Annotated in this window: 11 protein-coding genes; 2 read left to right on the top strand and 9 right to left on the bottom strand. The window is 27.6% G+C overall.

Annotated elements, in window-relative coordinates:
* Nucleotides 1-17: 17 nt before the first annotated feature.
* From BCB68_RS08875 to BCB68_RS08865, 3 genes are all read right to left on the bottom strand, one after another.
* Nucleotides 18-548 (bottom strand): immunity protein YezG family protein, encoded by a 531-nt coding sequence (locus tag BCB68_RS08875; RefSeq protein WP_094080445.1) that lies wholly within the window; start codon nt 546-548, stop codon nt 18-20.
* A gap of 199 nt (nt 549-747) precedes the next feature.
* Complete coding sequence (locus BCB68_RS08870; protein ID WP_094080444.1) at nt 748-1671, bottom strand: deoxyribonuclease IV; 924 nt, start codon at nt 1669-1671, stop codon at nt 748-750.
* A 215-nt stretch (nt 1672-1886) separates the two neighbouring features.
* A complete protein-coding gene (locus BCB68_RS08865) occupies nt 1887-2540 on the bottom strand; it encodes a hypothetical protein (protein ID WP_237048617.1) in 654 nt (217 codons plus the stop codon).
* Between the two features lie 265 nt (nt 2541-2805).
* Between BCB68_RS08865 and BCB68_RS08860 the strand changes: the two genes are divergently transcribed.
* Nucleotides 2806-4158: an MATE family efflux transporter gene (locus tag BCB68_RS08860; protein ID WP_094080442.1), complete on the top strand. Its 1353-nt coding sequence runs from the start codon at nt 2806-2808 to the stop codon at nt 4156-4158.
* Between the two features lie 507 nt (nt 4159-4665).
* Here BCB68_RS08860 and BCB68_RS08855 read toward each other — a convergent pair.
* Nucleotides 4666-5319 (bottom strand): hypothetical protein, encoded by a 654-nt coding sequence (locus BCB68_RS08855; protein WP_094080441.1) that lies wholly within the window; start codon nt 5317-5319, stop codon nt 4666-4668.
* Nucleotides 5320-5333: 14 nt separating this feature from the next.
* The gene (locus BCB68_RS08850) at nt 5334-7295 is read right to left on the bottom strand and encodes a tetratricopeptide repeat protein (protein ID WP_094080440.1); all 1962 of its coding nucleotides are present in this window, start codon (nt 7293-7295) and stop codon (nt 5334-5336) included.
* 661 nt (nt 7296-7956) lie between these two features.
* Here BCB68_RS08850 and BCB68_RS08840 point away from each other — a divergent pair.
* Entirely contained in the window at nt 7957-8262 is a 306-nt protein-coding gene (locus BCB68_RS08840; RefSeq protein ID WP_094080438.1) for a YciI family protein, read from the top strand.
* A gap of 70 nt (nt 8263-8332) precedes the next feature.
* On the opposite strand, the gene BCB68_RS08835 is transcribed toward BCB68_RS08840, so the two are convergent.
* From BCB68_RS08835 to BCB68_RS08820, 4 genes are read right to left on the bottom strand one after another with little or no spacing between them, the layout of a single operon-like run.
* Nucleotides 8333-9067 (bottom strand): esterase family protein, encoded by a 735-nt coding sequence (locus tag BCB68_RS08835; RefSeq protein ID WP_094080437.1) that lies wholly within the window; start codon nt 9065-9067, stop codon nt 8333-8335.
* A 9-nt stretch (nt 9068-9076) separates the two neighbouring features.
* Nucleotides 9077-10276, bottom strand: a complete 1200-nt coding sequence (locus BCB68_RS08830; RefSeq protein ID WP_094080436.1) for an ATP-grasp domain-containing protein — start codon at nt 10274-10276, stop codon at nt 9077-9079.
* 26 nt (nt 10277-10302) lie between these two features.
* A complete protein-coding gene (locus BCB68_RS08825; RefSeq protein WP_094080435.1) occupies nt 10303-11517 on the bottom strand; it encodes a pyridoxal phosphate-dependent aminotransferase in 1215 nt (404 codons plus the stop codon).
* A 29-nt stretch (nt 11518-11546) separates the two neighbouring features.
* On the bottom strand, nt 11547-12473 hold the full coding sequence (locus BCB68_RS08820; protein ID WP_237048616.1) for an N-acetylmuramoyl-L-alanine amidase: 927 nt from the start codon (nt 12471-12473) through the stop codon (nt 11547-11549).
* Nucleotides 12474-12497: the final 24 nt, after the last annotated feature.

Genomic DNA, 12497 nt, shown 5'->3' with positions numbered 1-12497 from the left:
TCTTTTTGTTAAATATACTATTTTTTATTCGAAACGCATGTAACTACTCGTTTCTGATATTTTTCAATTTTTTTAAACAACTTTTCCCGATTTTCAGTTTTAGGCATTTCCCCCAAATATTTATACTTAAAAAAATATTCTAGCAATAAATCTGAATCATAAGGGCTGCTTAACCAATCCGTATAATCATAATCTGTTTTTATTGTCATTTTTTTATCTACAATTATAGTTATCGCCTTCCAAGTTGTCCGTTTATATTCTAAAAATAACTCTTTCAAGAATATTAATGATTCATACACCTTTCCAAAATATTCATAATATTCTTTTTCGGGTACATTATACATTTTAGGAATCTCTGTACAACACTTATATTCTTTGTTTTCAGTCGTATTAAAGTAAAAATTTACTTTTCCACCAAAATTATCATCCATATCTGCACGAAAGTACATTTTTTCCCATTCATCTGATATTCCATATTCTAGTTGATATGCCATATCTTTTATTATACTATTTAATTTTTTAAAAAAATCTTCTTGTAATTTTTTCAATGTTCCACAAATCTCCTTATTTTTTATCGTATAGTTATTTCCAAAGGTATAAAAATTCTAATAAACAGAGCATTTTTTACATTTAATTTTCTTACTTTATTTTACATTTTCTAGTGAAAGTCTTAATTCCTTGCTACCGTAAATTCTATTCCTGCTTGATTTTTAAAAATTTTGCCTACACAACTATCTAAAAAAGATTTTACTGATTTTTTATTTTCTCCATCACGTCTTCATCAAACTTCCCGTTTCTCAACATCTCAATCTCAAATTTATACGGCGGAACTTTTTTAGCCTTTTTATCATCGCTCAAAGCCACATAAGGTGTTTCCAAAATCTTAGGTAAATGAGAAAATTTTTCAAAATGTGCAATTTTATTTAACACTTCAAAGCCAATGTTTCCAAATCCCAAATTTTCGTGTCTATCTTTATGTGCACCACACACATTTTTACTATCATTCAAGTGAATAACTGAAATTCTGTCAATTCCAACAATTTTGTCAAACTGTTCAATAACTCCTTCAAAATCATTCACAATATCATATCCAGCATCGTGAACATGGCAAGTATCAAAACAAACTGTCAGTTTATCCTTTAATTTTACACCATCAATGATTTTTGCAATTTCTTCAAAACTTCTCCCAATTTCCGTACCTTTTCCAGCCATCGTCTCAAGTGCCACAGTCGTTTTCTGTTCTTTTGTCAAAACTTCATTTAATCCTTCAATAATCTTATCAATCCCTGTCGACGCACTTTCCCCAACATGAGCTCCAGGATGAAGCACAATTCTCTTTGCTCCAATCGCATCTGTCCTTTCAATCTCCGTTCTCAAAAACTGCACAGCAATCTCAAAAGTTTCAGGCTTTACAGCATTCCCAAGATTTATAATATACGGAGCGTGAACAACGATGTCATCTATATCAATCCCATTTTCTCCCATGAGTTTAAGCCCAGCCTCAATATTCAATTCTTCAATTGGCTTTCTTCGGGTATTTTGTGGAGCTCCAGTATAAATCATAAATGTATTTGAGCCATAAGAAATAGCTTCTTTCACAGAACCCAGAAACATATTTTTCCCACTCATTCCCACATGCGAACCTATTTTAAAAATTTCTTTTTTTAACATTTTTTATTTTTCCCTCTCTATGCTTTATATTTATTCTAGTTAGTTACAATTTATAACTATCTTATCAATCATATTGTTTATAATTTTACAAAATTAATAATTCAAATAGTTCTCTTTTTTCTTAATTCCAAAAATTTTTCGACTATTTATTTTTTTCTAAATATTTTTCCATATTATAATTATATTTTTTTCTAAATCTATTTAATTCTTATAGATTATCTTCCTAATTCTTTTATTAAGTCTTTCGCAATTTCATCATCTGGAACATACTTTGTTATAAATTTAGGCTTTCTTTCCGCCATTTTAAAAAATCTTTGTAAAACATCTTTTGCAATATTATCATATATTTTTATATCCAGTTTTTCTGACAATTCCTTTTGCAATTCAAGATAAGATGGCATATCGTCCCCATAAGTATCTTCAAAATTTTCTCGCCTTTCTGATTCAGTTTTTTCCACTTTCTTTTCCAGCATTTCAAAATTTTCCAAATATTCCCTATTCGCATAATTCCACCAAAAATTAGCACAATTTAAAAGTAGTTCAAACCATTCCGCCAAATTTTCAGCAATTCTCCCGCATTCAAGCGGAAAATCAAAACAGACATAGCCAATGCTGCCATCTTCCAGCAAAATATAAACTCCAGCTCCACCATCTTCGGCAAAAACTTTTCCATCAATATTAAATTCATAATCTGGATATTCATCCTTTACCAATGTTAAATCTTTAAAGTCCAATGCAAATAATGTTTCTGTTTTTTCTCTCAAATCTTCATTTTCTGAAACCATTTTAAATAATTCAGCTTGAGTATATTTTTTATTTTTTGTTAATTTTTTTGTATTATCAAATGTAAAATTTTTCAATCTCTTCAAATTCCTTTCTTTGTTTCTAACATATAATTAGTTTTTAAAAATTTTTTAAATATTTATATTAATATTATATCAAACGATTTTAAGATATGCAAACATATTTATTTTATTAAAAAAATAATTTTGTTCTGCTATTTTGTAACATAAAAATCATAAAAATAAATATTTGATTTTTTTTCTTTTAAATGTTATCATATAGTTTAGCAACCTGAAAAATATTATTTTAAAAATATAAAAAAATTTATTTTATAGAAAAGGAGAGATTTATATGTTATTTTCAAAGCAATCGGCAGAAGAACGCCGTGAAATGATTTTAAATGGAAATATTTTAACAACACTTTTATTTTTATCCGTCCCAACTCTCATGGTTGGAATAATTCAAGCGTTAATCCCGCTTTCAGACGGACTTTTCTTAAATAATTTAGGTGGTGTACTTGTCGCAAGTTCAGTTTCATTTAGTCAACCAATTTTAAACACAATGATAGCTCTCTCGCAGGGACTTGGTGCCGCTGCAATGGCAATGATTGGAAAACTCTATGGTCGTGGAATTATTCGTGCTGTAAAAGAAACAACTTTACAAATTTTTGTATTTAGCTTTTTTATCGGTTTAGGATTAATCCCAGTCTGCGTAATTTTAGCTTTTTTTATAGCTGAATATACAACCCCAGAGATAAAAAATAATGTATTTATTTATATCTCGCTTTATTCATTGGTCATTCCATTCAATTTTCTAGCTTCGATTTATAATGCGGCAAAAAATTCCATTGGACGACCAGAAGTTCCATTAATAAGAATTTTTATCCTGCTTATTTTAAAAATTATTTTCAATACAGTTTTTTTATATTTTTTTAAATTAAAAATATTTGGAGCAGTAATTGCAACATTTTGCTCATATGTTGTCGTAACAATTTGGATGTATCATGATTTGTTTATAAAAAAAGATGATATGCGTCTAGAAATAAAAAAATATAAATTTATTCCTCCTATCGTGAAAAAATTACTCCGAATAGGTTTTCCATCAATGATAAGTTATATGTTAATTCAATTAGGCTTTTTCTTAATAAATACAGAAGTGGAAAAATATGGCGCAATATCCTTAAATGCTCAAGGGATCGCATCAAATATAAATTCAATTTGTTTCATTTTACCAGCTTCCATTGGAATAACCGTTACAAGTATGGTAAGTATGAACATGGGAATCGGAAATATTAAAAAGTCTAAAAAGATTTTTTACTGCGGAATAGCAACAAGCATAGTTATAGCAATTTTAATAATTGCTTTAATTCTTCCTTTAGATGAAGTATTAACTTTATCTTTTACAAGGGAAAAAGCTGTTTTGGAAATTGCGAACAAAGCTTTAAATATTTATACTTATTCCGTGATAAGTTTCGGAATTTTCTGCGTTTGTCAAGGAGTTTTCATTGCTCTTGGTCGAACAAAGGTTCCAATGTTTATGTCTGTATTAAGAATTTGGTTCTTTAGATATTTATTCATTCTTTTTACAAAGTCATTTTTAGGAGTTTACTCTGTTTTTTGGGGAAATTTATTTTCAAATATGTGTGCTGGCATTTTATTTTTTATTTTAGTTTTAAAAATAAATTGGTCAAATAAAAATGTTTAGATTAAATTTATAAAATGTTTATTTGCTTCTAAATTTACTATAGAAATAAAAAAAATCAAAGATATATATGAGGAAACCATATTTAAAATAGTAAAAAAGAATATTAAATATAAATGGCAAAAGAACACATAGAAAAAATCCTACGATAAAAAAAGACATAACAGAAATGTATGATAACGAAAGAATACAATTTTGAATGGCTATGCTGCTCTACTTTGAAACGATAGTAAAAATAAGTTAGAAGCGTCAAATTATCTTATAGTTTTAAATTTTAAAAGAGACATTAGTCTCTTTTTTTATTATCGACTATTGACTATTTGGATTATATGAATAAAGTGTTTAATATTTTTTTATAATGAATAACGTCCGATAATATTTTTTGAATAGAGATATTTTATTATTAAAACTAAAAAATTTGAATAAATAAAAAAAACTCTAATAACTATTTATAGTTTAATTTTTACTATAAATAATTACTGGAGTTTAAAAATTACTTTATTTTAATCTTTAATTATTAGATTCTTTTTTCATAAAATTTGAAGTCACTATTTCATATACATAAAATAAAATGCACATAATTCCTACTATCACTCTTAAAATTGCTGTGATATTTGTATCAAAATCCAACCAAATCATTACTGAATTTGCAAAAGTTAATATTGAAATTGCTATTAAAAAAAAATTTTTTGTATTACACATGCAAAAGATTAAAGAAATTGAAAAAAATATATACGCTACTCTTATTAATCCTATCCGCATTGCCAACTCTTGTGAGGAAGTTACCAAATCATTGAAATATGGCGAACTTTCCAAAAAAACTCTTGAAATATCTACAGACATTGAAATTGCAATAAAAATTAAAAATGTGATATTAAAACTTAAATTTTCTTTATTTCCTTTTTTGTAAACAAAAAAAATTGTCCAAAAAAGAAAAATCCAAAAAAGAAAACTTGTAGAAACCAAATGACTGGTTATATAATGAATTCTATTATTGGAAAATTCTTTAAAAATAGTGCTATAAAAATCTAAATTTAAAGTTATAAAACGAAAAGATATAAGTATTCCCACTAAATTTCTAAATAAATTTACAAATTTTCTTATTTCTGACGGATTTTTGTTAAATTTTTTTATTATTTTTTCTTCTATTTTTTTAGTTTTCATAAAATTCTCCCAAACTAACTTTCATTTTCAATAAATCTTTTTACCCATTCAACATAAGTTGAATCTGTAATATTTAGCGCTTCTAAATTGGCTAAAAAATTCTCTTCATCATCAAAAATATTAAAAATAATCGGTGCTAAAACTTTTAATGTCTGAGTTTCAAATATTCCTTCAATATTCATACTGTAAATCAAAGGTTTTTGTTCTTTTAATAATTGACTGTTTGTTCTTTTAACTTCATACAGCAAAGCTAGTAAATTTATTTTTTTCAAGTCATTTTTTCTATCTTCCAAAACTACATCAATCTGGTCTGAAAGAAGTTTCTTATATCGCCAGGAATGATGTTTCTTGTACTCTTTCGGCTCCAATAAAAATTTTAATTTCTGAGAAAATAAAACTAAATTCCCCATATCTTTCTCATATTTTATCGCAATATTTCTATCAAAAAAATTATTTATTTTTTTCAGCAAATCATTTTGTACCTGAAAAAGATTTTGTTCATCATATGCTCTACTTACAAGCATTAATTTTTGCTCATTAAAAACATCATACAGATAAATTTCTATTTCATATCTTTCAACATTTTTAGTTTTTAAAATATTTCCCGACAAGATATAATTTAAATTTGTATTTGATTCCCTTATTTTTTTCATATAATCAACACTATATTTTGATTTTGGAACAAATAAATTTTCACCTCGATAAACAATTGCTACCTGATAATTTAGATTTGTTTTATAGTGCAAATTTTCATTTAAATAAAGTGGCAAAGAAATCGCCAAGTTCTCTGCAACTTCAGATTTTTCTCCAATCGAAGTCAATGGTAAAATCAAAATATTAGGTTTCACTCTTTTAGTTTGATTTAACAAAAATTCTGGTTTATTAAACTCATAGTACCAAATTGGTTTATTTGTTGAAAAAAATTTATTTTTTGGAAGCAACTTATTTTTTTCATTTTTATTTCTACTCTCTGTCTTTTTTATTTTCAACTTTAAAAATTTTTCTTCCAATTTCATAAATTTCCTATAATATTCAATCCAAGGATATTTTGACACAAACTTACAAAGTTCCAGTCCTTCGTTATATTTTCTTTTTGAATAATAGTATTCCAATACATTTAAAGTCGTCTGAACTCCGTGTTTTTCAGGAGTATAATATGGCAAGACATATTTCTCAAATTCCTCATACATCTGATTTAAAATATAGATACTCGAAGTAAGACTCATTACTTCAGAATTATAACTAGATTCTTTTAATGCCGACATCAAATAAAAATTGCCCATTTCCCTATTTCCATGCTTAAAAAAAACTACAGCTTCCATAACTTTTGCACGCCAATTTCCCTTTATTGAAGATAATTTTTCCAATTTACTTTCATATTCCAAATTGCTTCTCTTTTTCACAATATCAAAATATCTTTTAAATGCTACTGAAGAATTTGGATTTTTTTCTAATGCATCCAAATACTTTTTTTCAGCTTCTGAATACTTTTCTTCCATTTCCAACGCTTCTGCATAAGAAATACAAAGTGACTCCGTCATATTTTCGCTGTTTAAATTTCTCTCATAAAGTTCTGTTGCTTGTTCTGGAGTACCTGTCTTAATATAAAACGTTCCCAGCAAATTTAATTTTCTCTCAAAATTATGGTCTTTGGCATAGAACCTGAAAACAGCTTCTTTGACTTCGTTGTATAAATTTTTTGAGAAAGCATCTATAATTACTGGATGTAAATTTTCTACATTATTCCAGTTCTTCTTTATTGCAGGCTCTAATTTTTTTTGTATCCATTCTTTTTTTTTCATTTTTATTTCTTTTCCAAAATTGTCATAACAGGAAACTTCTTCTAATTCACTAGCATCTTTGACTATTTTGAATTCATCAACAAATTTTTTTTTATTAGTTTCGGTTTCTTTTTTTTTCTCTTCGGAATTATGTTTTTTTTCCTCAGGTTTATTAAAAAAATCAAAAATTCCCATACATTTTTTCCTCCTAACTTCGAACTTCTAAAATTTTACAATTGACAATTATTTATAGTCAACTATTATAATAGGTGGTTTAAAATTTCCATTTATTTTATTAAAAAATTTAAGCAAATTTACTTTTATTTTGTTTTCCAAATGAACACTTAGCACTTCATATAACAGTATACCATAAAAAGAAATCTTTTGCTATCATATGTTTGAAAATTTTGAATAACAATTTTTTTTAATCTTCTGACCTTCAATTCCAATAATTTCTTTCTTGGAAATAATCTAAGGCTCAAATTCAGTGTTCCTGCTTTGGAAATAGCCATCTTCAGCATACCCATTATCAATTTTATATCCACAAATTTTTTTCTTCACTTTTTAAAAATTTTATATTTATACTGCTTTCCAAAAGATAATTTTGTATCACAAGTTTCTCTTTCATCTTCGTAATAATAGACGAAATTATATTAAGAAAAAATTTAAGAAGCCGAAAAGAACTAATAGGATAAAATTTAGTTTAAATATATTTGATTTCATTCATATATATATGAAATAATAAATTTTATAACATCTTTATAATTAATTAAAAAACTTTATTTTTTATTTTTTATCTTTTATTAATTTAAAATTTATGCTAAAATATACAAAAAAGAAAGGAATCTTATTAAAAATGAGTATGTTTGCGATTATTTCAACTTACAAAAAGAATCTAGACGAAGTTGACAAAAAAAGAGAGGAACACTTGGCATATGTTAAAAATTTTATTCTTTCTGGAAAATTTTTAGTTGTAGGAAGAAAAAATCCTATTGACGGAGCTGTTATTATTGCTCATAATGTTACAAAAAAAGAATTGGAAGAAATTTTTGAGAACGATCCATATTATATGAATGGCTTGGCAGAATATGCGATAACTGAATTTAATCCAGCGTCTTTTGCAAATGGACTAAAAGATATTTTGGAAAAATTAAAAAAATAAAAATTTTTAAAAAAAACATATAAAATTTTATTAGTTAAACTAATTTAATAATATATGTTTTTTTATTAATTTATAAAATATGTTCCATAAAATATCTTATCTGGATTCGCCACCAAGGCCAGTCGTGAGCGACATCAAATCCCCAGTAATCAAACCAAGCAGGAACTTGTTTTTCACATAAAATTCTATCAAGTTCTCTATTACTTGGAAGAAGTTCTCCTTCCCATGCCCCTTGTCCAATACAAATAATTATATTCTTTTGTCTATACAAATCCAAATAAGGGTGATTCCAAGGCATATCTTTTAAAAAGTCAACCACCGAATTGTTGTAAACCAAGTCATCCATATAGTTACCAAAAAACATTCTCGCATCAAATTGTCCACTTAAAGAAATTAATGTATCAAACAAGTCTGGTCTACGGAAAAATAAAATTCCAGCGTGAGATCCACCCATACTGCATCCTGTAACAATTATATCGCTTCTCCAAGAAATATATTGGATTCTAGGAACCATTTCATAGCAAATGTGCTCAAACCATCTCTCCTGCATTTCGATTCTATATCTAGGATTTCCATTTAAATCTGACCAGCTTTCAAGATCAACACTTCCCACACAAAAAACTTGAATCTTCCCCTGTTCAATAAAATCCGACAAAACATCAATCATTCCAAATTCTTCATATTGATTGCAATTTCCATCTTGTGAAGGAAATACCAACACTGGCTTTCCAGAATAACCATATCTTTTAAACTCCACTTCTCTATCAAGTATGGGACTATACTCTCTTATATATTCTATTTGCATATTCTCTCCTTATTTTTTCTCGTGAACCATTTTTTTGAATTCGTTCATTTCTTCTTCCGTTTTAAATTTTGCGGTATACATATAATTTCCCATCGCTCCAGCGAAAATATCCGGCATTCTTTCATCCATCATAATTTCATTTGCATATTTTTCTTTTATTTGTTCATGTGAGTAAACATATTCGTTGTTATCTCTTCTACTTGCATAAAAACAATAATTTTTTTCAAGATTTTCGTTTAAATTGGCATTTCTTATTTCATCAAAAGCTACCATATCAGCCCAAATTTGATAGACATCCGTATTGTTTGCATAATTGTACATATCTGGTGTATATCCACCTGCAGGACGCATATTTGTTTCAAGTCCGATATAATCACCTTTTTTACCCAACCCTTCTTTATCTTTTCTCAATTTGAAAAATTCCAAGTGAATAAATCTACTTTTTACTCCAAATCCTTTTACTGCAACTCTTCCAATTTCAAGAAGCTTTTGTGGCATTTCTTTTTCAACATAATAATAAACGTCTAATCCTTCATTTACCACATCCATAATTGTTGGTTCAAAAATCCCTGTTTCAAAAAGTGGCTCTCCTTTTGAATTTATAATCGCATCATAGGAAACCAAATCTCCATCAATATATTCTTCCATTATATATTTTACGTCTTTATTTAATGTTTTAAAAAAAGTTTTTAATTCTTCTTCATTTGAAATTTTATGAGTGTCACTTGCTCCAACACCGTTGTCAGGTTTTACAATAACAGGATAACCTACTTTTTCAATAAATTTTTTAGCTTTTGCCAAAGTTGTTACCATTGAATAATCTGCTGTTGGAATTCCAGCTTTTTTATAAGACTTTTTCATTTTTGATTTTTCTTTTATTCCTGAAATTTTATTAAATTGGATTCCTGTCGTAACATTAAAATCTGTACGAAGTCTTGAATCATTAACTAACCAATATTCATTATTTGATTCAATCCAGTCTATTTTCCCATATTTATGTGTAAAAAATCCCACAGCTTTTAAAACTTCATCATAATTTTCTAAAGACGACACTTTGTAATACTCAGTCAGAGCATCTTTTAATTTGACATCTAAACTATCATATTCGGCATCTGCTATTCCTAAAACAGTTACTCCATTTTTTTTTAATCTGTCACAAAATTCCCAGTTTGTCTTTGGAAATTGTGGTGAAATATAAACAAAATTCATATTTTACTCATCTCCTTAAAAATAATTTATTTATTGTTTTTATTATATTCTTCCAAGGCATGTTTTAAAACTTTCATTCCATTTTCAATTTCAATCAAGTTATGTGTACAAAATGAAAATCTAGCTTCTTTAGTCCCTTTTCCAGGTGTCGTATAAAATCCAGGCCCTGGTGCAAATGACAATGTCTGATTTTTATATCTAAATTCTGTAAGCAGCCAAATTACAAATTTTTCAATATCATCCACAGGTAATTCCGCAACCAAATACAGGGCACTGCTAGGCTTATAGGTAATAACTCCTGGAATTTTTGTTATATTTTTAAAAATCATATCTCTTCTAACTTTATATTCCAATTTTGTGTTGTCTATATAAGTGTCAAGAGTGTTAATCAAGTTTGCACTCGCATATTGCTCAATTGTCGATACAGAAAGTCTAGCTTGACAAAATTTTAGCGCTTGAGCTATAAACTCTTTATTTTTTGAAGCTATAACTCCGATTCTTGCTCCACATGCACTATAGTGTTTTGAAATACTGTCAACCAAAATAACTCTGTCTTCAATTTCTTTCATTGTTAAAAATGACTGATATTGCGATTCAATCTCTTCATCGTAAATAAACTGTCTATAAACTTCATCAGAAATTACAAATAAATTATATTTTAGTGCAATTTCTTTTATTATTTCCATCTCTTTTTTTGTAAATACAATTCCTGTCGGATTTGATGGATTTGAAAATAATATCGCCTTAGTTTTAGGTGTAATCAATTTTTCAATTTCTTCCTTCTTTGGAAGGTGATAATGATTCTCGATAACAGTTTCAATTGGAACTAATTTTGCATCAGCCGCTCTTAAAAAACTATCATAATTTGTGTAATAAGGTTCTGGAACTAAAATTTCGTCACCTGGATTACAAATTGTCTGAAGTGAAATCTGAATCGCTTCACTCCCACCTTGAGTTATTAAAATTTCCTCTGTTGAAATATCTATTCCCACTTTTTTATAAGCTTTTACAAATGTTTCTCGGAGCTCCAGTATTCCTGCGGAATTTGCATATTTTACAATTTTTTCCTTATAATTATCCAATCCTTCAAAAAAAGTATCCGGAGTTTCCACATCAGGTTGACCAATATGAAATTGGTAAACTTTTACTCCTTCTTTTTTTGCTTCATCAATATAAGGAACAAGTTTCCTAATCGGTGAATATTGCATATTTTGTACTCTATCTGAAAATCTCTCTTTCATTTTCCCTCTTTTCTTGTATAAAAATTAACTTATTTATTATTGTATTTTTCATTTAATGCCTTTAGAATCGCAAATGTTTCTAAATCAATTTTTCCATCATATTTTGATGGTCTGAAATGATGCTGAAATACTTTTATTACATTTTGAGTCTGTTTATCCCATCCGTTTGTAATATCTATTGCATAACCAAACTTTTTTAACTCAGTTTGTACTACTGATGGTGTAACGGTATTCCAAGCACTTGAATATTGTGCTTCATAGGCTTGTTTTCTGTCATTATCATACCACATTCCAATATTATATTTTTGATATAATTCTTGCCAAGGGAATAAAGGACCTGGATCAGATTTTCTTTGAGGCGCTATATCTTCGTGTCCCAAAATATTTGTTGCAGGTATCTGATATTTATCAGCCAAGTATTTTACAAGAACAGCGACATTTTTTATTTGAAAATTTTTATATGGAACAAATGATCCATGTGCATCACCATCATTTACAATTTCAATTCCAACTGAACTATCATTTAGATTTTTAGTTGTTTTCCATTCACTGGCTCCTGCGTGCCAAGCTCTTTTGCTTTCATCAACTAAATAATAAACTGGATCATTTTTTTGGTCAGAAACTAAGTAATGTGCGCTCACTTCCTCTTTTGTCAAAGTTTTAAGCGAACCTTCCTTTCCAATTGCTGTATAGTGAAGAATTATAAATCTTTGTCTATAATTTTGCCCTTCCGAAGTGTAGTCAGAATTTATCGTAATATTTCCTATTGAGTTTCTAATTGTCTGATTTCCGCTTCTAACTGGATTTGGATTTGGATTTGAGTTTCCATTATTACTTGCGCCATTATTTATTATAATTTCAACTGGCTTTTTAACATCTTTTGAAGAATCATTATTATTTGCATTTAAAAGACTTGCAAATGCTAATATTGATATTATCATCAAAACTTTTTTCAAAATTTTTACCTCCTATGCTTTTTA

It is taken from the genome of Leptotrichia sp. oral taxon 498 (assembly GCF_002240055.1).
Lineage (GTDB): Bacteria > Fusobacteriota > Fusobacteriia > Fusobacteriales > Leptotrichiaceae > Leptotrichia > Leptotrichia rugosa.
This window is presented reverse-complemented; position numbering and strand designations above follow the sequence as displayed.

Bases quoted from the DNA above. Each gene is read 5' to 3' on its own strand.
- BCB68_RS08870 (WP_094080444.1), bottom strand. From the start codon at position 1,671: ATGTTAAAAAAAGAAATTTTTAAAATAGGTTCGCATGTGGGAATGAGT.
- BCB68_RS08860 (WP_094080442.1), top strand. From the start codon at position 2,806: ATGTTATTTTCAAAGCAATCGGCAGAAGAACGCCGTGAAATGATTTTA.
- BCB68_RS08855 (WP_094080441.1), bottom strand. From the start codon at position 5,319: ATGAAAACTAAAAAAATAGAAGAAAAAATAATAAAAAAATTTAACAAA.
- BCB68_RS08850 (WP_094080440.1), bottom strand. From the start codon at position 7,295: ATGGGAATTTTTGATTTTTTTAATAAACCTGAGGAAAAAAAACATAAT.
- BCB68_RS08840 (WP_094080438.1), top strand. From the start codon at position 7,957: ATGAGTATGTTTGCGATTATTTCAACTTACAAAAAGAATCTAGACGAA.
- BCB68_RS08835 (WP_094080437.1), bottom strand. From the start codon at position 9,067: ATGCAAATAGAATATATAAGAGAGTATAGTCCCATACTTGATAGAGAA.
- BCB68_RS08830 (WP_094080436.1), bottom strand. From the start codon at position 10,276: ATGAATTTTGTTTATATTTCACCACAATTTCCAAAGACAAACTGGGAA.
- BCB68_RS08825 (WP_094080435.1), bottom strand. From the start codon at position 11,517: ATGAAAGAGAGATTTTCAGATAGAGTACAAAATATGCAATATTCACCG.